The following is a 23,526-nucleotide window of genomic DNA, read 5'->3' on the forward strand; positions in this document are numbered from 1 at the left end:
ATGAGAAAGCACCAATTACAAGTTCACAAATTAACCATTTTATCTATGATGATTGCCCTTGATGTAGTCCTTACACCTATTTTTCGAATTGAGGGAATGGCACCGATGTCCAGTGTAGTCAATATTCTAGCAGGAATCATGATGGGACCTGTTTATGCCTTGGCTATGGCTACAGTGACAGCCTTTATCCGTATGACGACTCAAGGGATTCCGCCTTTAGCTCTCACAGGAGCGACTTTTGGAGCCCTTCTAGCAGGTCTCTTTTATAAGTATGGTCGAAAATTTCACTATTCTGCTCTAGGAGAGATTTTGGGAACAGGTATCATTGGTTCTATTGTTTCCTATCCTGTTATGGTGCTCTTTACAGGATCGGCTGCAAAGCTCAGCTGGTTTATCTACACTCCTCGATTTTTCGGAGCAACCTTGATTGGTACAGCGATTTCCTTTATTGCCTTTCGATTTTTAATCAAGCAGGAATTCTTTAAAAAAGTGCAAGGATATTTCTTTGGTGAAAGGATAGACTGATGCAGGCATTGACAAATCCTTTTCCTCTGGAAATGACTTCCCTAATTCACTGTATTACCAATGAGATTTCTTGTGAGATGCTAGCAAATGGGATTTTGGCTTTGGGATGTAAACCAGTTATGGCAGATGATTCCCGTGAGGTTCTTGATTTTACTAAGCAAAGCCAGGCACTCTTCATCAATTTGGGGCATTTGTCAGCTGAGAAGGAAAAAGCAATCCGTATGGCAGCTTCTTATGCAGCTCAAGTTTGTCTCCCAATGGTAGTAGATGCGGTTGGCGTAACAGCTTCAGTCATTCGTAAGAGCTTAGTTAAAGACCTTTTAGACAATAGCCCTACGGTCCTTAAAGGAAATATGTCAGAAATCCGAAGTCTTGTTGGCTTAAAACACCACGGCGTTGGGGTCGATGCGAGTGCTAAAGATCAAGAAACGGAGGATTTGCTTCAAGTCTTGAAAGACTGGTGTCAGACCTATCCTGGTATGTCATTCTTAGTTACTGGTCCTAAGGATCTCATCGTTTCGAAGAATCAGGTCGCTGTACTGGGAAATGGCTGTGCAGAATTAGACTGGATAACAGGGACAGGAGACTTGGTTGGAGCCTTGACAGCCGTTTTTCTCAGCCAAGGAAAGACTGGATTTGAAGCTTCGTGTTTAGCAGTCTCTTATCTTAATATCTCCGCTGAGAGAATAGTTGTTCAAGGAATGGGATTGGAAGAATTTCGTTACCAAGTACTCAATCAGTTTTCGCTTCTAAGGAGAGATAAAAACTGGTTAGATGCCATCAAAGGAGAGGTTTATGAATAGAGAAGCACTTAGACTATATCTGGTAACCAATCGCTACCAAGATTCCGTGGAAAGATTTCTTGAAAAGGTTGAGACGGCTTGCCGTTCAGGGGTTACCATAGTCCAATTACGAGAAAAAAATCTCACAACCAATCAATATTATCAACTAGCAAAACAAGTCAAGGAAATAACAGATGTTTATCAGGTACCCTTGATAATCGATGATCGTTTGGATGTTTGTCTTGCAGTCGATGCTGCAGGTCTGCATATCGGAGACGATGAATTACCAGTTTCGGTTGCCCGACAAGTCTTGGGACCTGAAAAAATCCTCGGTGTCACCGCTAAAACAATAAAAAGAGCTCTGGAAGCAGAAACATCAGGTGCAGATTACTTGGGGACAGGAGCCATTTTCCCAACCACCACCAAGGAAAATGCGCCCATTACTCTGATATCGACCTTGAAAACAATTTGCCAAACGGTTGACATTCCAGTAGTTGCTATTGGAGGCCTGACTTCAGAGAACATTGACCAGCTTATGGGCACTGGCATCGCTGGTGTAGCTGTTGTACGTGATTTGATGCAGGCAGAAGATATTGAGGCAAAAACGCAAGCCTTTTTAACAAAGTTGCATGACATTATTTCCTAACTAATACTCAATGAAAATCAAAGAGGAAGCTAGCCTCAGGTTGCTCAAAGCCCTGCCTTGAGGTTTTAGATAAGACTGATGAAGTCAGCTCAAAACAGTGTTTTGAGGTTGCAGATGGAAGCTGACGTAGTTTGAAGAGATTTTCGAAGAGTATAAAAACTCTCTAATTCCCTTAAAGTGGGAACTAGAGAGTTTTTTTCTTAATCTTTAAAAGTTGTATGGTTGACTGGGCCAGAACCATGACCAAGTTGAGGAGCGTCTTGAATAGCTTTTGTGATAAAGGCCTTGGCCTTATCAACTGCCTGATAAAGGCTTTTTCCCTTGGCTAGTTCAGCAGTAATTACTGCAGCAAAGGTACATCCAGTACCATGGGTGTGACAGGTTTGAATTCGTGGGCTTTCCCAGACAAACTGTTCATCCTTGGTAAAGAGGAAATCCTTAGCACCGCCTTCGAGATGACCACCTTTGATGACTACAGACTGAGGACCAAATTCTTTTAGAATCAGGCGACCAGCACGCTGCATGTCTTCAGGATCATGGATTGAAAAACCAACAATCTCTTCTGCCTCAGGAAGATTTGGCGTAATAATAGTTGCTAGAGGTAGTAAGTTTGTTTTGAGATAGTCTCTAGCACTTGAGTCGATCAAGGCATCTCCGCTAGTCGCTACCATAACTGGATCTAAAACATAGGGACAATCCAGCTTTTTAAGATAGGGCTGGATGATTTCCATAATTTCAGTAGTTGCTAACATCCCAGTTTTTACAGCCTGAGGTGGAATATCCGAAAAGACACTGTCCAATTGGGCTTTCAACATTTGAGGAGAAACGTGCTCGATCAATTGAACGCCTCTGGTATTTTGAGCGACAAGACTGGTTACAACAGCCATTCCATAGACATCTCTCGCTTGGAATGACTTTAAATCAGCCATAATGCCAGCACCGCCACTTGGGTCAGTTCCTGCAATGGTCAAAGCAACGGGTAAATAAGTCATCTAAAACCTCCCAACCAACTGAAGTTTGTATTCTTAAGAACAAGCTAATCTGTTTCAGGAAGGCAATAGAAGACTGCTAGTCCCCATTATCATTTCCACTTCCATCAGCTAGCATTACCTAGATTGAGTTAAAGGGATCTAACAGTTGTTAATCTCAGCTTTACGCACCCCTAGTGGTTGTTTTCTTTTTTCTTTAGTATAGCATATTTTTATAGTTTATATAGTAAGATTTGACTGAAAATCCTGTATTATATGGTTAAAATTCAATTTTTCAAAGAAAAGATTGATTTTATAATTGACAAATGTAGATTTTAGGAGTATACTAATAACTGTAATCGACAAATGTAGATTTTGGAGGTGTGATTATGCAGATTTCAGATGCAGAATGGCAGGTTATGAAGATTATTTGGATGCAAGGAGAGCAGACTAGTACGGATTTGATCAAGGTTCTGGCGGAGCGGTTCGACTGGTCCAAGTCAACCATTCAAACTCTTTTGGCTCGTTTGGTTGAGAAAGAGTGTCTGACAAGGAAAAAAGAAGGCAAGTTCTTTGTCTATTCAGCCCTTTTAACTTTGGACCAAAGTCGGGATTTACTTGTCCAAGATATCAAGGACAAGGTTTGTTCTCGTAGGATTAAGAACTTGTTGGCTGATTTGATTGCTGAATGTGATTTTACTCAGGCTGACTTGGAAGACTTGGAAGCTGTGATTTCTGAGAAGAAATCAAGCGCTGTAACAAAAGTAAAATGTAATTGTATGTAAAGGAGACGTCATGTTAAATAGTATTGTAACCATTATTTGTATTGCCCTTATCGCGTTTATCTTGTTTTGGTTTTTCAAAAAGCCTGAAAAATCTGGACAAAAGGCCCAGCAAAAAAAGGGCTACCAAGAGATTCGAGTGGAAGTCATGGGAGGCTATACGCCTGAGTTGCTTATCCTCAAGAAATCAGTGCCAGCCCGCATTGTCTTTGACCGCAAGGATCCTTCACCCTGTCTGGACCAAATTGTTTTTCCAGATTTTGGTGTACATGCGGACCTGCCTATGGGGGAAGAGTATGTAGTGGAAATCACGCCTGAGCAGGCTGGAGAATTTGGATTTGCTTGTGGTATGAACATGATGCACGGTAAGATGATTGTAGAATAGGAGAATGATATGACTGAAATTGTGAAAGCAAGTCTTGAAAATGGTGTTCAAAAAATCCGTATCACGGCAGACAAAGGCTACCATCCAGCCCACATTCAACTGCAAAAAGGAGTTCCTGCTGTTATCACCTTTCACCGTGTGACACCTTCAAACTGTTATAAGGAAATTCTTTTTGAAGAAGAAGGCATCTTGGAACCAATCGGCGTGGATGAAGAGAAGACAATTCGTTTTACCCCTCAAGAATTAGGTCAACATGAATTTTCTTGTGGCATGAAGATGCAAAAGGGGAGTTATACCGTAGTTGAGAAGATTCGAAAATCTCTATCACTTTTACAGCGTTTTTGGATTACTAGTATCTTTACTGTGCCTCTTGTGATTCTCATGATTGGGATGTCGACAGGAGGAATTAGTCACCAAGTCCTGCGTTGGGGAACCTTTTTAGCCACAACACCGATCATGCTAGTAGCAGGTGGTCCTTATATCCAAAGTGCTTGGGCTAGTTTTAAAAAGCACAATGCCAACATGGATACCTTGGTTGCTCTGGGAACCCTAGTGGCCTATTTCTATAGCTTAGTTGCCCTCTTCGCTGGTCTCCCCGTTTACTTTGAAAGTGCTGCATTTATCTTCTTCTTCGTTCTTATGGGAGCCGTTTTTGAGGAGAAAATGCGGAAAAATACTTCCCAAGCTGTGGAGAAATTGCTGGACTTGCAGGCTAAAACAGCAGAAGTCTTGCGTGATGAACGCTATGTTCAAGTTCCTTTGGAACAAGTCAAGGTAGGTGACCTGATTCGAGTGCGTCCCGGTGAAAAGATTGCGGTTGATGGTGTCGTAGTAGAAGGTATCTCTAGTATTGATGAGTCTATGGTGACAGGTGAGAGCCTACCAGTGGACAAAACAGTTGGAGATACTGTCATTGGCTCAACCATCAATAATAGCGGAACGCTTATTTTTAGAGCAGAAAAAGTTGGTTCAGAGACTGTTTTGGCTCAGATTGTGGATTTTGTGAAGAAAGCTCAAACAAGTCGTGCGCCGATTCAGGACTTGACGGATAAAATTTCAGGGATTTTTGTCCCAGCAGTTGTCATTTTAGGGATTGTGACCTTTTGGGTTTGGTTCGTCTTGCTCAGGGATAGTGTAGTTGTGCTTGGGGCGAGCTTTGTGTCTTCGCTTCTCTATGGAGTAGCAGTTCTGATTATTGCCTGCCCTTGTGCCTTGGGACTTGCAACACCGACAGCCCTTATGGTGGGGACAGGTCGCAGTGCCAAGATGGGAGTTCTCCTCAAAAATGGAACGGTTCTACAGGAAATCCAGAAAGTCCAAACTATTGTTTTTGATAAGACAGGAACTTTGACGGAAGGGAAACCTGTGGTCACAGATATCATCGGCGACGAAGTAGAAGTGCTTGGATTGGCAGCTTCCTTGGAAGAAGCTTCTCAACACCCACTGGCTGAAGCCGTTGTGAAACGAGCGAGTGAAGCTGGACTTGAGTTTCAAACTGTTGAAAATTTCCAAGCCTTGCACGGAAAAGGTGTCTCAGGGCAAATCAATGGAAAACAAGTTTTGCTTGGAAATGCTAAAATGCTGGATGGCATGAACATTTCTAGCACTTATCAAGAAAAACTAGAAGAACTAGAAAAAGAAGCTAAGACAGTTGTGTTCTTGGCTGTTGACAATGAAATCAAAGGCTTGCTTGCTTTGCAAGATATTCCCAAGGAAAATGCTAAGCTAGCCATCAGTCAGTTGAAAAAGCGTGGCCTTAAAACAGTCATGCTGACAGGAGATAATGCAGGTGTAGCGCGTGCTATTGCAGATCAAATCGGAATTGAAGAGGTCATTGCAGGCGTCTTGCCAGAAGAAAAAGCCCATGAAATCCATAAACTACAAGCAGCTGGCAAAGTAGCCTTTGTTGGGGACGGTATCAATGACGCTCCTGCCCTCAGTGTAGCAGATGTGGGAATTGCCATGGGAGCTGGAACAGATATTGCCATCGAGTCAGCAGATTTGGTGTTGACAACCAATAACCTCCTAGGCGTGGTGCGTGCCTTTGACATGAGTAAGAAAACCTTTCATCGAATTCTGCTCAATCTTTTCTGGGCCTTTATCTACAATGTCGCCGGAATTCCGATTGCAGCAGGAGTCTTTTCAGGTGTTGGACTGGCTCTCAATCCAGAACTGGCAGGTTTAGCCATGGCCTTTAGTTCTGTATCCGTTCTGACCAGTTCTCTTCTCTTAAACTTTACTAAAATAGACTAAAAGTAATGACTAGATTTCTTTGTTATAAAACAGGAATAGCAGCGTTTTCAAAACTGTATTAGAATAGAGAATAGAGAGTTTTGAGCAGATTTTTAGAAAAGTCAGCATAAATATGATACAGTGGAATAGTAAAAATTTGGAGAACGTTTCCAATTCTATGTAATCGTATTCTCCAAGTCTAAAAAAATTGAAGGAGAGTTATCACTATGACTCAAGGGAAAATTACTGCATCTGCAGCAATGCTTAACGTATTGAAAACATGGGGCGTAGACACAATCTACGGTATCCCATCAGGAACACTCAGCTCATTGATGGACGCTTTGGCTGAAGAAAAAGATATCCGCTTCTTGCAAGTTCGCCACGAAGAAACAGGTGCTCTTGCAGCGGTTATGCAAGCTAAATTCGGTGGCTCAATTGGGGTTGCAGTTGGTTCAGGTGGTCCAGGTGCGACTCACTTGATTAACGGTGTTTACGATGCAGCTATGGATAACACTCCATTCCTAGCGATCCTTGGATCACGTCCAGTTAACGAACTCAACATGGATGCTTTCCAAGAATTGAACCAAAACCCAATGTACAACGGTATCGCTGTATATAACAAACGTGTAGCTTACGCTGAGCAATTGCCAAAAGTAATTGACGAAGCTTGCCGTGCTGCAGTTTCTAAAAAAGGTCCAGCTGTTGTTGAAATCCCAGTAAACTTCGGTTTCCAAGAAATCGACGAAAGCTCATACTACGGTTCAGGTTCATATGAACGTTCATTCATCGCTCCTGCTTTGAACGAAGTTGAAATCGACAAAGCTGTTGAAATCTTGAACAATGCTGAACGTCCAGTTATCTATGCTGGTTACGGTGGTGTTAAAGCAGGTGAAGTGATCACTGAATTGTCACGTAAAATCAAAGCACCAATTATCACAACTGGTAAAAACTTTGAAGCCTTTGAATGGAACTATGAAGGTTTGACAGGTTCTGCTTACCGTGTTGGTTGGAAACCAGCCAACGAAGTGGTCTTTGAAGCAGACACAGTTCTTTTCCTTGGTTCAAACTTCCCATTTGCTGAAGTTTACGAAGCATTCAAGAACACTGAAAAATTCATCCAAGTTGATATTGACCCTTACAAACTTGGTAAACGTCATGCCTTAGACGCTTCAATCCTTGGTGATGCAGGTCAAGCAGCCAAAGCTATCCTTGACAAAGTGAATCCAGTTGAATCTACTCCATGGTGGCGTGCAAACGTTAAGAACAACCAAAACTGGCGTGATTACATGAACAAACTCGAAGGTAAAACTGAGGGTGAATTGCAATTGTATCAAGTTTACAATGCAATCAACAAACATGCTGATCAAGACGCTATCTACTCAATTGACGTAGGTGACACTACTCAAACATCTACTCGTCACCTTCACATGACACCTAAGAACATGTGGCGTACATCTCCACTATTTGCGACAATGGGTATTGCCCTTCCTGGTGGTATCGCTGCTAAGAAAGACAATCCAGATCGCCAAGTATGGAACATCATGGGTGACGGTGCATTCAACATGTGCTACCCAGACGTTATCACAAACGTTCAATACGACCTTCCAGTTATCAACGTTGTCTTCTCAAATGGTAAATATGCCTTCATCAAGGACAAATACGAAGACACAAACAAACACTTGTTTGGTTGTGACTTCCCTAATGCTGACTATGCGAAAATTGCTGAAGCTCAGGGAGCTGTTGGATTTACAGTTGACCGTATCGAAGACATCGATGCAGTGGTTGCAGAAGCTGTTAAATTGAACAAAGAAGGTAAAACTGTTGTGATCGATGCTCGCATCACTCCACACCGTCCACTTCCAGTAGAAGTACTTGAATTGGATCCAAAACAACACTCAGAAGAAGCTATCAAAGCCTTCAAAGAAAAATACGAAGCAGAAGAACTCGTACCATTCCGTCTCTTCTTGGAAGAAGAAGGATTGCAATCACGCGCAATTAAATAAACAACGAAAGATCGGAGCAATCCGGTCTTTTTATGGAGGATAGTAAATGAATTTAAATCAATTAGATATTATCGTTTCAGATGTTCCCCAAGTCTGTGCTGACTTGGAGTATATCTTGGATAAAAAGGCAGATTATGCTGATGATGTTTTTGCTCAGTTTACGATTGGCAGTCACTGTCTCATGTTGTCCCGAAATCATTTGATTCCTTTGGAAGATTTTCAGTCAGGCATCATTCTTCACCTTGAGATTGAGAATGTAGACAAGGATTACCAACGTTTAAAAGAGATCGGTGTCGAGATTTTAAACGGTATTTGTGAAACGGATTGGGGAACAGAGTCCTTATTAGTTAAAGGTCCAGCTGGTCTAGTGATTGATTTTTATCGTATGAAATAGGACGCTTAGTCATTTGACGTTAACCTTAACCATTCTTAAAACAGAAATTGAGAATAGGAACTATTGAAAGATCGGAGCAATCCGGTCTTTTTATATAAAGAAATTGCATATAAATAGTTGACAGCGCTTTCCCAAAATCTTATAATAAAAATATAACAGTAGAAAATGAAACTGATATGGAAAGGAGAAATATGATTAAACAGCTGTTGTAAGTGGATTTTATTATTTCATTGGAAGTTGGGATTGAAATATCTTCATGAATAGATAGTAGGAGGAAAGAGATGAAAAAAAAGGATATTTATCTAATCTGTGTGACCATGATTATCTGTTCAATTATTATAGGTTTGATTGTAGGAAATTTTATTTTGCACGGTCTTGAAGTTATTGCTCAAATAATTTCTAACGGTTTATTTACCATCAATCAATCGCTTCATTGACAAAAGCTATTCATTTTTACATTTTATGAATCGTACAGATCGGAGCAATCCGGTCTTTTTCTTATCACAAGACTGTGATAGTTTACATTTTTATAGCAAAACTCTCAAACTCTTGCTTATTTTTGTATTAAATTATAAAATAGAAAGTATAAAAGAATAAAAGAGGTTTTGAAAATGTCTGAAAAACAAATGAAAGTGTTGGGGTGGGTAGCGACTTTCATGTCTGTTATGATGTATGTGTCTTACTTCCCACAAATCATGAATAATCTTGCCGGTCAAAAAGGCAACTTCATTCAACCCCTAGTCGCAGCTATCAACTGTAGTCTCTGGGTTTACTATGGTCTTTTCAAGAAGGAAAGAGATATTCCACTTGCAGCTGCTAATGCACCAGGTATCGTTTTTGGTTTAGTAACGGCTATCACAGCTTTGATTTAAAAAGAAGACTGCTTTCAGTCTTTTTATTTTATGAAAATAGATGCTTCATTAAAGTAATTTTTGAATGAGAGTTGGGGGAAAAAGTCCAGTTACAGCTAGCTTTATGAGAGTCTTTTATGTTCGTCTCTATCAAAGAAAAAAGTATATCGTTACTATTTTTACAAAATCTTCTCCCTACTTTATAAGATGTTAAAAAGAGTTCAAATGGAACTCTTTTTTTGCTATAATGAAGGAAGAAAAATCAGACAGGAGATCAAGATGTCAGAACCATTATTTTTACAATCAGTTATGCAAGAAAAAATCTGGGGTGGAACCAAGCTACGTGATGAGTTTGGCTACGACATTCCAAGTGAAAAAATCGGAGAATACTGGGCCATCTCAGCCCATCCAAATGGCGTCTCTAAAGTTGCCATTGGTCGCTACGAGGGAATAGATCTAGCTACTTTATATGCAGAGCACCGTGAATTATTTGGCAATCGTCCAGAACCTGTATTTCCGCTTTTGACCAAAATCCTCGATGCCAACGACTGGCTCAGCGTCCAAGTTCACCCAGACGATGCTTATGGATTAGAGCATGAAGGCGAACTCGGAAAAACAGAGTGCTGGTACATCATTGCAGCGGATGAAGGTTCAGAGATTATCTACGGCCATAATGCCAAGTCAAAAGAAGAACTCCGCCAGCAAATCGAGGACAAGAACTGGGATGCCTTGCTGACAAAAGTACCAGTTAAAGCTGGAGATTTCTTCTATGTGCCAAGTGGCACCATGCACGCTATCGGTGCAGGTATCTTGATTCTTGAAACCCAGCAGTCTAGCGATACCACCTATCGCGTCTATGACTTTGACCGCAAGGATGACAAAGGCAACTTGCGTGAACTTCATCTTGAAAAATCCATTGATGTCTTGAACATTGGTGAGCCAGCAAATAGCCGTCCTGTGACTGTCAAAGCTGATGATTTACGCTCAACTTTACTTGTCTCTAATGATTTCTTCGCAGTTTACAAGTGGGAAATTACTGGAAAAGTTGACTTCGAAAAGACAGCTGACTACAGCTTATTGAGTGTCCTAGCTGGTCAAGGTCAGCTAACTGTTGACGGAAAAAACTATCCAATCCAAAAAGGCAGCCACTTTATCCTACCAAGTGATGTTGAAGCTTGGACTCTGGAAGGGCAAGGTTTGGAATTGATTGTTAGCCATCCATAAAAAAGAAAGGGCCTGAGTTTACTACTCAAGTCCTTTTTGATTACATAAATTGGGCGATGAAGACCACGATGATGATGATTGGAATGACGAAACGAAGAAGGAAGAGCCAGACTTGGAACAGTCCTTGTTTCCATACCGTTTCATCAAGATGGAATTCCTCCATAGCAAGGGCCTTCTTAAAGATGTAGCCAGTAAAGAGTGAAAGACAGAGAGCTCCAAATGGCATGAGGAGATTGGAAACCAAGAAGTCCATAGCGTCAAAGAAGGTCTTCCCAAAGATGTGAACATCCGCCATAACACCGTAAGAAAGGGCTGAGGGAATCCCAAAGGCAAAGGTCAGAATCCCTAAAATGGCACTCCACATAGCACGCTTGCTGTTGTCTTGATTGGTGATATTGCCTACATTGATTTCCAGCATAACGACGGAAGAAGTGACCGTCGCAAAGAGGAAGAGCAAGAGGAAGAGGATGTAGAAAATAGTTCCAAAAGGCATCTTGTCAAAGAGTTGAGGCAAGACGATAAAGAGCAAGCTCGGTCCCCCTTCAGACTGGATATTGAAGGCTGACATGGCTGGGAAAATGGCTAGTCCTGCCATGATGGATACTGAGATGTTCATAGCTACAATGGAAATCCCTGACTGTACCAGATTGGTTTTCTTGTCCAAGTAGGATGCATAGGTCAGCATGGCTGTCACCCCTAGTGAGAGGGCAAAGAAAGATTGTCCCAGAGCATAGAGGAGACCAGCGCTAGTTAGTTTTGAAAAGTCTGGTTTGAGGAAGTAGAGAACCCCTTCCATGGCATTTGGCAAGCTGAGAGAGCGTCCGATGATGACGACAAAGATGATAAAGAGCAGGGGCATCATGACCTTAGAAGCTCTTTCAATCCCTTTTTGAACCCCACGTGATACAATAAAGATATTCAACAGGATAAAGGCAGCTTGAGCTCCTAGGGCAATGACTGGATTAGAAATAATATCGGTAAAGAGCTGAGCATAGTCATTGGTAATGCCTAGGTGGAGAGCTTTACCGATAGCGATACCTAAATAAATGAAGACCCATCCTCCAATAACACTGTAGAAAGATAAGAGGATAAAGAGGGCAAAGGCACCAATCCAACCGATAAAGTTGTACTTACTATTCTTGCCTAGTTTTCCAAAGGTTTTGATAGCTGAGACACCAGCACTTCGGCCGAGAGCAAATTCAGCCAGCAATAGGGGGAAACCGATTAAAATAGTGGAAATGAGAAAGATCAGTAAAAAGCCTCCTCCACCGTTAGCAGCAGTCATGTAGGGGAATTTCCAAACGGCACCAAGTCCGATGGCTGAACCAGCAGATGCTAGGATAAAGCCCAGTTTAGAACCCCATTGCGATTTTTCAGACATAGTTAAACTCCTAAAATTAGTATTACAAAAGAAAAAGCTACTGCCCTTGGCAACTAGCCTCATCAGTACTCAAAGTGAGCGTTTCTTTTGATTGATAGACTTGACTATCCTATCATGTTTTCTAAGGTCTGTCAAGAAAACCATTTTCATGTTATGATAAAGTAAAAAATTTCGCAAAAACACTTGACTCTGACCTAAGGGGAGGGGTTATACTATCAATGTAATACTCTTCGAAAATTTCTTCAAACCACGTCAGCGTCGCCTTGGATTATATATGTGACTGACTTCGTCAGTCTTATCTACAACCTCAAAGCAGTGCTTTGAGCAACCCGCGGATAGCTTTCTAGTTTGCTATTTGATTTTCATTGAGTATAAGGAGGAAATCATGTACCATATAAAAGAAGCTGCTAAACTCTTGCAAGCCATCCGTACTTATGGATTTGACTGCTCTATTGAGGTATTCGGTCATATCGGTAAAGGCTACGTCTACAACCCAGAATTTAAGGAAAACATTGACAAATTTGGCCCAGGAACAGCCCAGTACACATCAGATGTCATTGCCCACTATGTCCAAACTCAGACAAAATAAAATCGGAGGAGTATTCTTCCGATTTTTACTAAATTCAATCACTACTTGCTTAATAATTTTTCTACTACATTTAGTTTTCGCATGGTCAAATCTACATTGAAAAGCTTTTCAAGATAGTTAGTATTGAGCTTTTTTTGTTTTGCAGTTCTAGGGAGATAGAGGTAAAGACAATGGTTACCGACATAAATTTCTTCTTCGCCGTAATCAATTTTCAATTTTTCTAAAGGGAGGCTTTGAATAGATTCTTGATAAAAAATCACGTGTATACGGTCATAAAGATAGTGTTCTCCAAGCGGGTTTTCTTGGACAATTTTTGTAAAATCACTTTTGTTCTTGATAACCATTTTTAAGTCGGCCCCAATTTTTTCCTTTATCAGAGTATGAACACGTTCTCGTATTGTTTCTAAATCTAAGTCACTTTCAAGAATGATATTTCCACTTTGAATATAAGTTCGAACTTGTTGAAAACCAACTTCTGTCAAGATATCTACTAGATAAGACATTTTAGGGATAGCATTTTTTCCATTAGGAGTAACTCCCCTTAGCAAGATAATATGTTCCAAAGTCGTTCCTTTCTTTTTGGGGCTGATTTAGCCATCGAATAATTTAGATTTAGATTGGGTTTGATCCCGCCACCCAGCCAGTACAGAGGGCAGAAGTGATGTTAAAGCCACCTGTGTGGGCATTGATATCCAGTACTTCGCCAGCAAAGTGGAGTCCAGGGACTAGTTTACTTTCCAAAGTTTTAGGATTGATTTCCTTGAGACTGACGCCCCCCTTGGTAACAAAGGATTTGGCTAGGGACATTTTGCCAGTCACAGGGATTTTGAGGTCCTTGATAGACTGGATAAGTTGTTCTCGTTCCTTTTCAGTCAGTTGTTTGACTTTTTCAGGATAGACTTGCACAAAAAATTCAGCCAAGCGCTCAGGTAATAAAGATTTTAAAGCATTTTTCAAGGATTTTTCCCGATTTTCTTCTAGAAATGCAGCCAAGTCCTTCTCAGAAAGTTGAGGCAAAACATCCAGTGAGAGAAGCTCCCCACCCTTGACAAAACTAGACATACGCAGGGCAGCAGGGCCAGACAAACCAAAGTGGGTAAAGAGCAAATCGTGAGTGATGACATGCTTTCCATAACTTAGGGTCACATCATCCAATGAAATTCCCTGTAAGGCCTTGTGTGGAAAATCTGTCAACAAAGGACTTTCAGCGGCTTCAAGTTCGGTAATGGTATGTTTGAAATGGCGGGCAATCTCGTGACCAAAACCAGTTGAACCAGTAGAAGGATAGGATTTCCCACCAGTTGTGACAATGAGTTTATCACAAGTGAAGGTTTGGTCTGCGGACTTAAGGACAAACTGGTTGTCGATTTTTTTAACCGAAACAATTTCGGTTTGAGTAGCAATTTGACCACCTAGTTCAGTGATTTTCTTTTCCAAGGCTTCGATAATGGTCCGAGACTTGTCACTGGCAGGAAAGACGCGGCCGTGGTCTTCGACCTTAAGTTTAACACCATTTTCTGTAAAAAAGTTAATGATATCATGGTTATCAAACTGGGAGAAGACACTGTAGAGAAAGCGCCCATTTCCAGGGATTCCAGCTAGTAGGTCATCTAGAGTTCCGTTGTTGGTTACATTGCAACGTCCCCCACCTGTCCCAGCTAATTTTTTTCCAAGTTTCCGATTTTTTTCGAGGAGGAGGGTTTTCTGTCCATAAAAGCTACTGGAAATCGTAGCCATCATGCCAGCAGGTCCTCCACCGATGACAATAGTATCAAAATATTTCATAGCTCTATTGTACCACAAAAAAACAAGAGATGATGGTCACCTCTTGTCAAGAATGCAATTAATCAATTTCATATCCCATCAGCAAACCACCATCTTCTGCATAAAAACTGCAGAGACCAGATGTTGGGAGAATTTTAATATCCGCCTGTGGGAAATTTTCACGGATTCGGTCTGAAAGCTGTTGGCAACATTTCTCGTTATTGCGTTGGGCCATGACAATACGGCCACCAGCATATCCTGCTTTCACTAACTCTTCATAGGCTGCTTGAATCGACTTCTTTGGTCCTCTTGCTTTTTGTAGCAATTCGAGAGTTCCAGTTTCACTAGCTTCTCCAACCATACGGATGTTGAGAAGGCCAACGACTGTACCGATAAGCTTACTCAAACGGCCGTTCTTCACCAAGTTATCTACTTTGGCTAGGACAAAGAGCAACTTGGTTTTTTCTTGATAAGCAGTGATAGCTTCAACCACTTCTTCAAAAGATAGGCCCTGGTCAATCAAGTCATTTAATTTTTCTACGAGCAAGTCAACTTCCCCGCCAGCAGACAAACTATCAATTACATGAATCTTAGTGTCAGGATGGTCTTCCAGATAAATATTCTTGGCTAGTTGAGCACTATTGTGACTGCCAGAAAGAGTACCAGTGATGGTTACTAGGAAAATGTTTTTGGCTCCTTCAAATGCTCGCAAATAATCATCTGGGCTTGGACAAGCTGATTTTGAAGCTTCTGCAGTTGCATACATGGTTTCCATCATTTGGTCAATATCAAGACTGGCATCATCAACAAAGACCTGATCAGCTACTTGAATGGTTAAGGGAACACTTACAAAGGTCGTGTCAATAGCTGGTGTCTCCAGCTGACGATAATCACAACCAGAGTCAGCAATAATCTTCCAAGTCATAGAAATTCTCCATCTTTGTCAGTTATACATTGACAAAGGTTCTGTCTTTTTTTACAATTATATCATGAAAGCCCTTGAAACAAAAGCCTCATCCGTCTGTTGTGACAAGTAGAAAGAAAATGTTATGTCTGAACGTAGAATCTCTGAAAAGTCTCTTGAAAATCTCAGAAAATCAAACCAAGAATCCAATTTATTAACCAGAGAAGCCATCGAAACAGCCCTCTTGCAGCTCTTGGAAAAAAAGGACTTGACCAAGATTAGTATTTCTGAATTGGTCAAACGTGCAGGCGTTTCTCGTGCAGCCTTTTACCGTAATTATGATTCCAAAGAAGAAATTTTAGAAAGCGTCTTTAAACGAACTGTCCATAATATCATGGAGCAGCTGCATCATTACGATCTAAAGACAGACCTTTATCTGGTATGGGTTCACCTTTTCCGGGAGGCAAGAAAGGAAGCCAGAGTGATTCAATTGGCCTTGGATTACCATCTGGAAAAAATCTTTGTCCAAGCCATGCAGGAATTTCTAGAAAAATACCATGGGAAATCAAAAGGTGTCAGCTCTTATCTTCATTCCTTCTGGAGCTCAGCCATTGTATCTGTCCTCCTAAAATGGATCAAGGATGGCATGAAGGTACCAGCTGAAAAGATTGCAGACTTAGGTTTACCATTTTTTAAAAAATAGAGAAAAAGGAGAAGAGATATGACTGAAAAAAGACTAGCTTGGGATGAGTATTTTGCAGCCCAAGCCCTACTGATTGCCAATCGTTCCACTTGTAAACGTGCCAAAGTGGGCGCAATTCTGGTAAAGGATAATAAGGTTATTTCCACTGGTTACAATGGTTCGGTGTCAGGGACTGAGCATTGTATTGACCATGAATGTCTGGTCATTGAAGGCCACTGTGTTCGTACCCTTCACGCTGAGGTTAATGCCATTCTCCAAGGTGCAGAACGTGGTGTTCCTAAAGGTTTTACGGCCTATGTGACGCATTTTCCTTGTCTCAACTGTACCAAACAATTACTTCAGGTCGGTTGCAAGCGCGTAGTTTATATTAACCAGTACCGAATGGATGACTATGCCCAATACCTTTATCAAGAAAAAGGAACAGAATTAACTCATTTACCACTTGAGACCGTACAGGCCGCTCTTAAAGAGGCTGATCTAATGTAAAAATTATCAAAAACAAATGGTTTAGAAAGATTTTTAAACCGTTTTTTGGTATAATAAGAAGAATAAATTGAAAGAAGGAATTCCAAAAATGGGAAAAATTGAAGTTATAAATCATCCACTGATTCAACACAAATTGTCAATCTTGCGTCGTACAGATACTTCTACAAAAGCTTTTCGTGAGCTAGTAGATGAGATTGCAATGTTGATGGGGTATGAAGTACTTCGTGATCTTCCACTAGAAGATGTGGAAATCGAAACACCAATTACAAAAACAGTTCAAAAACAATTGGCTGGTAAGAAATTGGCCATCGTTCCAATCTTGCGTGCAGGTATCGGGATGGTTGATGGTCTCTTGAGCTTGGTTCCAGCTGCCAAAGTTGGCCATATCGGTATGTACCGTGATGAAGAAACGCTTCAACCAGTTGAATACTTGGTGAAATTGCCTGAGGACATTGACCAACGTCAAATTTTTGTGGTAGACCCAATGTTGGCAACAGGTGGATCAGCGATCTTGGCTGTTGACTCGCTTAAAAAACGTGGCGCATCAAATATTAAATTTGTCTGCCTTGTATCTGCTCCAGAGGGTGTAAAAGCCCTTCAAGAAGCTCATCCAGATGTAGAAATCTTTACAGCTGCCTTGGATGAACGTTTGAACGAACACGGTTATATCGTTCCAGGTCTTGGAGATGCTGGAGACCGCTTGTTCGGTACAAAATAAGATCGAAAAGAAGAATGACTTGGAAAAGTATTTCCAGTCACGAAAGGAGGTTGGGTTTTTGTTTCTGTCTAATGAAAGCAGAGCAAAAGTTTGACCTTTTTTGACCAAGATATTATAATAGTCTTATCTTCAGTCATTTGACCAACAAAAATAAAACTCAAAAGGAGAAATAAATGATTCCTGTAGTTATTGAACAAACAAGCCGTGGAGAACGTTCTTACGATATTTACTCACGTCTTCTCAAAGACCGCATCATTATGCTGACTGGTCCAGTTGAAGACAACATGGCCAACTCTGTTATTGCCCAATTGCTTTTCTTGGATGCCCAAGATAGTACAAAAGATATTTACCTTTATGTCAATACACCTGGTGGTTCCGTTTCAGCTGGTTTGGCAATCGTTGATACTATGAACTTTATCAAGGCAGATGTTCAAACCATCGTTATGGGTATGGCCGCATCTATGGGGACGGTCATTGCATCAAGTGGAGCAAAAGGTAAACGCTTCATGCTTCCAAATGCAGAGTATATGATTCACCAACCAATGGGTGGTACAGGTGGTGGTACCCAACAGACTGATATGGCGATCGCTGCAGAACATTTGCTTAAAACTCGTAATACCTTGGAAAAAATCTTGGCTGAAAATTCAGGTCAGTCAATCGAAAAAGTCCACGCAGATGCAGAACGCGATAACTGGATGAGTGCCCAAGAAACACTTGAATATGGCTTTATTGATGAAATCATGGCCAACAATTCATTGAACTAATGATGAAAGAAGGCAAACTCGACTGGGTTTGCTTTTTTTGGTATAATAGGGAGAGAGTTCTTAGAAAGAGGATTTATCATGTTTGAAAAAGTCAATCGCTCTGGCTTGATTATCTATCTTTACTATAATCGTGATGCCAAAAAATTGCAGGATTATGGAGATATTACCTATCATTCCAAGAAACATCGTTACTTACAACTCTATGTTCCAACTCAAGAAGTGGAGCAATTGGTCGGGCGCTTGAGCAAGGAAAAGTTTATAAAAAAAGTCAGAGTTTGTCATATCCAAGAGCTGGAAACACCCTTTGTGGGCAATCTTTATCGAGAGGAAAACGTTATCAGATAAAAATTTAAAGAAAAGTGTTGACAATTTTCTGATAATTCGGTATATTCTTAACAGACTATTTAAGAAATAAGGAGACAAAAAAAGATGAAGAAAAAATTTGCCCTATCCTTTGTGGCGCTTGCAAGTGTAGCACTTCTTGCAGCCTGTGGAGAAGTAAAGTCTGGAGCAGTCAACACTGCTGGTAACTCAGTAGAGGAAAAGACAATCAAAATCGGATTTAACTTCGAAGAAACTGGTGCCGTAGCAGCCTACGGAACATCTGAACAAAAAGGTGCCCAACTTGCTGTTGACGAAATCAATGCTGCAGGTGGTATCGATGGAAAACAAATCGAAGTAGTCGATAAAGATAACAAGTCTGAAACAGCTGAGGCTGCTTCAGTAACAACTAACCTTGTAACCCAATCTAAAGTATCAGCAATCGTAGGACCTGCGACATCTGGTGCAACTGCAGCTGCGGTAGCGAACGCTACAAAAGCAGGTGTTCCATTGATTTCGCCAAGTGCGACTCAAGATGGATTGACTAAAGGTCAAGATTACCTCTTTATCGGAACTTTCCAAGATAGCTTCCAAGGAAAAATTATCTCAAACTATGTTTCTGAAAAATTAAATGCTAAGAAAGTTGTTCTTTACACTGACAATGCCAGTGACTATGCTAAAGGGATTGCTAAAGCCTTCCGCGAATCATACAAGGGTGAGATCGTTGCAGATGAAACTTTCGTAGCAGGTGACACAGACTTCCAAGCAGCCCTTACAAAAATGAAAGGGAAAGATTTTGATGCTATCATCGTTCCTGGTTACTATACTGAAGCTGGTAAAATTGTAAACCAAGCGCGTGGTATGGGAATTGACAAACCAATCGTTGGTGGTGATGGATTCAACGGTGAAGAGTTTGTACAACAAGCAACTGCTGAAAAAGCATCAAACATCTACTTTATTTCAGGCTTCTCAACTACTGTAGAAGTTTCAGCTAAAGCAAAAGCCTTCCTTGATGCATACCGTGCTAAGTACAATGAAGAGCCTTCAACATTTGCAGCCTTGGCTTATGACTCAGTTCACCTTGTAGCAAATGCAGCAAAAGGTGCTAAAAACTCAGGTGAAATCAAGGATAATCTTGCTAAAACAAAAGATTTTGAAGGTGTAACTGGTCAAACAAGCTTCGATGCGGACCACAACACAGTCAAAACTGCTTACATGATGACCATGAACAATGGTAAGGTTGAAGCAGCAGAAGTTGTAAAACCATAATAGAAAATGTTGAAATAGGGAATGAGCCTCGGACTCACTCCCTGTTTCGGTGTTTAATACTCTTTGAAAATCTCTTCAAACTGCGTCAACGTCGTCTTGGATTATATATGTGACTGACTTCATCAGTCTTATCTACAACCTCAAAGCAGTGCTTTGAGCAACCTGCGGCTAGTTTTCTAGTTTGCTCTTTGATTTTCATTGAGTATAAGAACCTATCAAAAAGTGAGGGGAAACTCTCAAAATTATAAATAGAAAGAGTGAATCTTATGCTCCAACAACTAGTAAATGGTTTGATTCTAGGTAGTGTTTATGCGCTGTTAGCTCTAGGATATACCATGGTTTACGGAATTATCAAGCTCATCAACTTCGCCCACGGTGATATTTATATGATGGGAGCCTTTATCGGTTATTTCTTGATCAATTCTTTCCAAATGAATTTCTTTGTAGCGCTTATTGTAGCTATGCTAGCGACAGCTATTCTTGGTGTCGTGATTGAGTTCCTTGCTTACCGACCTTTGCGTCACTCTACTCGTATTGCTGTTTTGATTACAGCTATTGGGGTTTCTTTCCTATTGGAGTATGGCATGGTCTATCTGGTTGGTGCCAATACTCGTGCCTTCCCTCAAGCGATTCAAACAGTTCGCTATGATCTGGGACCAGTTAGCCTAACAAACGTGCAGTTAATGATTTTGGCCATTTCCTTGATTTTGATGATTTTGTTACAAGTCATTGTCCAAAAGACTAAGATGGGGAAAGCCATGCGTGCAGTATCAGTAGATAGCGATGCGGCGCAATTGATGGGGATCAATGTAAACCGTACTATCAGCTTTACCTTCGCTTTGGGTTCAGCTCTTGCGGGTGCAGCTGGTGTTCTGATTGCCCTCTATTATAACTCTCTTGAGCCTTTGATGGGGGTTACTCCAGGTCTTAAGTCTTTCGTTGCCGCAGTACTTGGTGGTATCGGAATCATTCCTGGTGCGGCTCTTGGTGGTTTTGTGATTGGTCTATTGGAAACCTTTGCGACAGCCTTTGGAATGTCAGACTTCCGTGATGCCATTGTTTATGGAATTTTGTTGTTGATCTTGATTGTCCGCCCAGCTGGTATCCTTGGTAAAAATGTGAAAGAGAAGGTGTAAGCGATGAAAGAAAATTTAAAAGTTAATATTCTATGGTTACTCCTTTTGTTAGCTGGCTATGGCTTGATTAGTGTACTGGTTTCAGTCGGAGTACTCAACCTATTCTATGTACAGATTTTACAACAAATTGGAATTAATATTATTCTGGCTGTTGGTCTCAACTTAATCGTTGGTTTTTCAGGACAATTTTCACTTGGTCATGCTGGTTTTATGGCGATTGGTGCCTATGCAGCAGCTATTATTGGTTCTAAATCACCAACCTACGGTGCCTTCTTTGGAGCCATGCTTGTAGGGGCTTTACTTTCAGGAGCAGTTGCCTTACTTGTCGGGATTCCAACCTTGCGCTTGAAGGGGGACTATCTTGCGGTAGCGACTCTAGGTGTTTCTGAAATTATCCGTATCTTTATCATCAATGGCGGAAGCCTTACAAATGGTGCAGCAGGTATCTTGGGAATTCCAAACTTTACAACTTGGCAAATGGTTTACTTCTTTGTTGTGATTACAACCATTGCAACCTTGAACTTCTTGCGTAGCCCTATTGGTCGTTCAACCCTCTCCGTTCGTGAGGATGAAATCGCTGCTGAGTCTGTTGGGGTTAATACGACTAAAATTAAAATTATCGCTTTTGTCTTTGGTGCCATTACTGCAAGTATTGCAGGGTCACTTCAGGCAGGATTTATCGGGTCTGTTGTACCGAAAGATTATACATTCATTAACTCAATCAACGTTTTGATCATTGTTGTATTTGGTGGACTTGGTTCCATTACAGGTGCCATTGTTTCAGCTATTGTTCTGGGAATTTTGAATATGCTTCTCCAAGATGTTGCCAGCGTGCGTATGATTATTTACGCTTTGGCCTTGGTCTTGGTAATGATTTTCAGACCAGGTGGACTTCTTGGAACATGGGAATTGAGCCTATCACGTTTCTTTAAAAAATCTAAGAAGGAGGAACAAAACTAATGGCATTACTTGAAGTAAAACAGTTAACCAAACATTTTGGCGGTCTAACAGCTGTTGGAGATGTGACTCTTGAATTGAACGAAGGGGAACTGGTTGGACTAATCGGTCCAAACGGAGCTGGGAAAACCACTCTTTTCAACCTCTTGACGGGTGTTTATGAACCAAGCGAGGGAACAGTAACCCTAGATGGTCACCTTTTGAATGGAAAGTCACCTTATAAGATTGCTTCTTTGGGACTTGGACGTACATTCCAAAATATCCGTCTCTTTAAAGATTTAACAGTTTTGGACAATGTTTTGATTGCTTTTGGCAACCATCACAAACAACATGTTTTTGCTAGTTTCTTACGCTTACCAGCTTTTTACAAGAGTGAAAAAGAATTAAAGGCTAAGGCTTTGGAATTGTTGAAAATCTTTGATTTAGATGGTGATGCAGAAACGCTTGCTAAAAATCTTGCCTACGGACAACAACGTCGTTTGGAAATTGTTCGTGCCCTCGCTACGGAACCTAAAATTCTCTTCTTAGATGAACCAGCAGCAGGTATGAACCCGCAGGAAACAGCCGAATTGACTGAGTTAATTCGTCGCATCAAAGATGAATTTAAAATTACGATCATGCTGATTGAACACGATATGAATCTGGTCATGGAAGTAACAGAACGCATCTACGTACTCGAATACGGTCGTTTGATTGCTCAGGGAACTCCAGAAGAAATTAAGACCAATAAACGCGTTATCGAAGCTTATCTAGGAGGTGAAGCCTAATGTCTATGTTAAAAGTTGATAATCTTTCTGTGCATTACGGCATGATCCAAGCAGTCCGTGATGTAAGCTTTGAAGTGAATGAAGGAGAAGTCGTTTCCCTTATCGGTGCCAATGGTGCAGGTAAGACAACCATTCTCCGTACCTTGTCTGGTTTGGTTAGACCGAGTTCAGGAAAGATTGAATTTTTAGATCAAGAAATCCAAAAAATGCCAGCTCAAAAAATCGTGGCAGGTGGTCTTTCACAAGTTCCAGAAGGCCGCCACGTCTTTCCTGGCTTGACTGTTATGGAAAATCTTGAAATGGGAGCTTTCTTGAAGAAAAATCGTGAAGAAAATCAAGCTAACTTGAAGAAGGTCTTTTCACGCTTTCCTCGTCTTGAAGAACGGAAGAACCAAGATGCAGCTACTCTTTCAGGAGGAGAACAACAAATGCTTGCCATGGGACGCGCCCTCATGTCAACACCAAAACTTCTTCTTTTAGATGAACCATCAATGGGACTTGCCCCAATCTTTATCCAAGAGATTTTTGATATCATTCAAGACATCCAGAAGCAAGGAACAACCGTCCTCTTGATTGAACAAAATGCTAATAAGGCACTCGCAATCTCTGACCGAGGCTATGTGCTGGAAACAGGAAAAATCGTCCTATCCGGAACAGGAAAAGAACTCGCTTCATCAGAAGAAGTCAGAAAAGCATATCTAGGTGGCTAAAAAGGTCCGGGGGACCTTTTTAGTCGGTGAATAGAGATTGCGAAGCAATCATCAAATCCAGTGGATTGTTTTAGTCGGTGGATGAAGATTACGAAGTAATCATCATTATAGTCCAGTGGACCTTTTTAGTCGGTGGATAAGGATTACGAAGTAATCTTCGCATAGTCTGGGAGACTAGTTTAGGTTGCGGATGGAAATTACGAAGTAATCATCATTATAGTCCAGTGGACCTTTTTAGTCGGCATATTTAGATTGCAAAGCAATA

General features: G+C 41.0%; 26 protein-coding genes, 1 pseudogene and 1 riboswitch. Of the genes and pseudogenes, 22 read left to right on the forward strand and 5 right to left on the reverse strand.

Going from position 1 to position 23,526, the window contains the following annotated elements:
* From thiW to thiE, 3 genes are read left to right on the forward strand one after another with little or no spacing between them, the layout of a single operon-like run.
* Positions 1-525, forward strand: a complete 525-nt coding sequence (gene thiW, locus HT689_RS05870) for an energy coupling factor transporter S component ThiW (protein ID WP_023933981.1) — start codon at positions 1-3, stop codon at positions 523-525.
* Positions 525-1,328: a hydroxyethylthiazole kinase gene (locus HT689_RS05875; protein ID WP_173225278.1), complete on the forward strand. Its 804-nt coding sequence runs from the start codon at positions 525-527 to the stop codon at positions 1,326-1,328. Before thiW ends, HT689_RS05875 begins: the two co-directional genes overlap by 1 nt.
* Positions 1,321-1,953 carry a thiamine phosphate synthase gene (gene thiE, locus HT689_RS05880; RefSeq protein ID WP_173225281.1) on the forward strand — a complete coding sequence of 211 codons (633 nt, stop codon included), beginning with the start codon at positions 1,321-1,323 and terminating at the stop codon, positions 1,951-1,953. The genes HT689_RS05875 and thiE overlap by 8 nt, the downstream gene beginning before the upstream one ends.
* Before the next feature lie 200 nt (positions 1,954-2,153).
* On the opposite strand, the gene thiD is transcribed toward thiE, so the two are convergent.
* Positions 2,154-2,945, reverse strand: coding sequence for a bifunctional hydroxymethylpyrimidine kinase/phosphomethylpyrimidine kinase (gene thiD, locus HT689_RS05885; protein WP_173225285.1), 792 nt, complete (start codon positions 2,943-2,945; stop codon positions 2,154-2,156).
* Between the two features lie 83 nt (positions 2,946-3,028).
* Positions 3,029-3,127: riboswitch (TPP riboswitch) on the reverse strand.
* 183 nt (positions 3,128-3,310) lie between these two features.
* Between thiD and HT689_RS05890 the strand changes: the two genes are divergently transcribed.
* From HT689_RS05890 to manA, 8 genes are all read left to right on the forward strand, one after another.
* The gene (locus tag HT689_RS05890) at positions 3,311-3,706 is read left to right on the forward strand and encodes a CopY/TcrY family copper transport repressor (protein WP_173225288.1); all 396 of its coding nucleotides are present in this window, start codon (positions 3,311-3,313) and stop codon (positions 3,704-3,706) included.
* 10 nt (positions 3,707-3,716) lie between these two features.
* A complete protein-coding gene (locus HT689_RS05895) occupies positions 3,717-4,088 on the forward strand; it encodes a cupredoxin domain-containing protein (protein ID WP_173225291.1) in 372 nt (123 codons plus the stop codon).
* Positions 4,089-4,097: 9 nt separating this feature from the next.
* On the forward strand, positions 4,098-6,341 hold the full coding sequence (locus HT689_RS05900) for a heavy metal translocating P-type ATPase (protein ID WP_173225294.1): 2,244 nt from the start codon (positions 4,098-4,100) through the stop codon (positions 6,339-6,341).
* A gap of 206 nt (positions 6,342-6,547) precedes the next feature.
* On the forward strand, positions 6,548-8,323 hold the full coding sequence (spxB, locus tag HT689_RS05905; protein WP_173225296.1) for a pyruvate oxidase: 1,776 nt from the start codon (positions 6,548-6,550) through the stop codon (positions 8,321-8,323).
* Between the two features lie 46 nt (positions 8,324-8,369).
* Positions 8,370-8,717 carry a VOC family protein gene (locus HT689_RS05910; protein WP_173225301.1) on the forward strand — a complete coding sequence of 116 codons (348 nt, stop codon included), beginning with the start codon at positions 8,370-8,372 and terminating at the stop codon, positions 8,715-8,717.
* Positions 8,718-8,998: 281 nt separating this feature from the next.
* A complete protein-coding gene (locus HT689_RS05915) occupies positions 8,999-9,154 on the forward strand; it encodes a hypothetical protein (protein WP_173225304.1) in 156 nt (51 codons plus the stop codon).
* 174 nt (positions 9,155-9,328) lie between these two features.
* Positions 9,329-9,589: a SemiSWEET family transporter gene (locus HT689_RS05920; protein ID WP_001291476.1), complete on the forward strand. Its 261-nt coding sequence runs from the start codon at positions 9,329-9,331 to the stop codon at positions 9,587-9,589.
* Positions 9,590-9,847: 258 nt separating this feature from the next.
* Positions 9,848-10,792 (forward strand): mannose-6-phosphate isomerase, class I, encoded by a 945-nt coding sequence (manA, locus tag HT689_RS05925; protein ID WP_173225308.1) that lies wholly within the window; start codon positions 9,848-9,850, stop codon positions 10,790-10,792.
* Positions 10,793-10,832: 40 nt separating this feature from the next.
* Here the strand turns inward: manA and HT689_RS05930 are convergent, their stop codons facing one another.
* Positions 10,833-12,173 carry a sodium-dependent transporter gene (locus HT689_RS05930; RefSeq protein ID WP_173225311.1) on the reverse strand — a complete coding sequence of 447 codons (1,341 nt, stop codon included), beginning with the start codon at positions 12,171-12,173 and terminating at the stop codon, positions 10,833-10,835.
* Between the two features lie 400 nt (positions 12,174-12,573).
* On the opposite strand from HT689_RS05930, the pseudogene HT689_RS05935 reads away from it, so the two are divergent.
* Positions 12,574-12,762 (forward strand): annotated as a pseudogene (locus tag HT689_RS05935) (TipAS antibiotic-recognition domain-containing protein); the annotation flags it as partial.
* A 41-nt stretch (positions 12,763-12,803) separates the two neighbouring features.
* On the opposite strand, the gene HT689_RS05940 reads toward HT689_RS05935, so the two are convergent.
* From HT689_RS05940 to HT689_RS05950, 3 genes are read right to left on the reverse strand one after another with little or no spacing between them, the layout of a single operon-like run.
* Positions 12,804-13,325, reverse strand: coding sequence for a DUF1697 domain-containing protein (locus HT689_RS05940; RefSeq protein WP_173225314.1), 522 nt, complete (start codon positions 13,323-13,325; stop codon positions 12,804-12,806).
* 49 nt (positions 13,326-13,374) lie between these two features.
* On the reverse strand, positions 13,375-14,547 hold the full coding sequence (locus HT689_RS05945) for an NAD(P)/FAD-dependent oxidoreductase (RefSeq protein ID WP_173225317.1): 1,173 nt from the start codon (positions 14,545-14,547) through the stop codon (positions 13,375-13,377).
* A gap of 58 nt (positions 14,548-14,605) precedes the next feature.
* A complete protein-coding gene (locus HT689_RS05950; RefSeq protein ID WP_173225320.1) occupies positions 14,606-15,451 on the reverse strand; it encodes a DegV family protein in 846 nt (281 codons plus the stop codon).
* 124 nt (positions 15,452-15,575) lie between these two features.
* Here HT689_RS05950 and HT689_RS05955 point away from each other — a divergent pair, with 124 nt between their 5' ends.
* From HT689_RS05955 to HT689_RS06000, 10 genes are all read left to right on the forward strand, one after another.
* Positions 15,576-16,133 (forward strand): TetR/AcrR family transcriptional regulator, encoded by a 558-nt coding sequence (locus HT689_RS05955; RefSeq protein WP_000004135.1) that lies wholly within the window; start codon positions 15,576-15,578, stop codon positions 16,131-16,133.
* 18 nt (positions 16,134-16,151) lie between these two features.
* Complete coding sequence (locus HT689_RS05960) at positions 16,152-16,619, forward strand: cytidine/deoxycytidylate deaminase family protein (protein WP_000136973.1); 468 nt, start codon at positions 16,152-16,154, stop codon at positions 16,617-16,619.
* An 88-nt stretch (positions 16,620-16,707) separates the two neighbouring features.
* Entirely contained in the window at positions 16,708-17,337 is a 630-nt protein-coding gene (upp, locus tag HT689_RS05965) for a uracil phosphoribosyltransferase (RefSeq protein WP_000515974.1), read from the forward strand.
* Positions 17,338-17,510: 173 nt separating this feature from the next.
* A complete protein-coding gene (gene clpP / locus HT689_RS05970) occupies positions 17,511-18,101 on the forward strand; it encodes an ATP-dependent Clp protease proteolytic subunit ClpP (protein ID WP_000613475.1) in 591 nt (196 codons plus the stop codon).
* 78 nt (positions 18,102-18,179) lie between these two features.
* Positions 18,180-18,446: a YlbG family protein gene (locus HT689_RS05975; RefSeq protein ID WP_050223575.1), complete on the forward strand. Its 267-nt coding sequence runs from the start codon at positions 18,180-18,182 to the stop codon at positions 18,444-18,446.
* Positions 18,447-18,530: 84 nt separating this feature from the next.
* On the forward strand, positions 18,531-19,691 hold the full coding sequence (locus HT689_RS05980; protein ID WP_173225327.1) for an ABC transporter substrate-binding protein: 1,161 nt from the start codon (positions 18,531-18,533) through the stop codon (positions 19,689-19,691).
* A 266-nt stretch (positions 19,692-19,957) separates the two neighbouring features.
* Positions 19,958-20,827 carry a branched-chain amino acid ABC transporter permease gene (locus HT689_RS05985; protein ID WP_000941427.1) on the forward strand — a complete coding sequence of 290 codons (870 nt, stop codon included), beginning with the start codon at positions 19,958-19,960 and terminating at the stop codon, positions 20,825-20,827.
* Between the two features lie 3 nt (positions 20,828-20,830).
* Complete coding sequence (locus tag HT689_RS05990; RefSeq protein WP_000662290.1) at positions 20,831-21,787, forward strand: branched-chain amino acid ABC transporter permease; 957 nt, start codon at positions 20,831-20,833, stop codon at positions 21,785-21,787.
* Complete coding sequence (locus tag HT689_RS05995) at positions 21,787-22,551, forward strand: ABC transporter ATP-binding protein (RefSeq protein WP_172923546.1); 765 nt, start codon at positions 21,787-21,789, stop codon at positions 22,549-22,551. The genes HT689_RS05990 and HT689_RS05995 overlap by 1 nt, the downstream gene beginning before the upstream one ends.
* Complete coding sequence (locus tag HT689_RS06000; RefSeq protein WP_050091862.1) at positions 22,551-23,261, forward strand: ABC transporter ATP-binding protein; 711 nt, start codon at positions 22,551-22,553, stop codon at positions 23,259-23,261. Before HT689_RS05995 ends, HT689_RS06000 begins: the two co-directional genes overlap by 1 nt.
* Positions 23,262-23,526 lie beyond the last annotated feature (265 nt).

This window comes from Streptococcus sp. 2342, from assembly GCF_013276795.1.
Taxonomy (GTDB): domain Bacteria; phylum Bacillota; class Bacilli; order Lactobacillales; family Streptococcaceae; genus Streptococcus.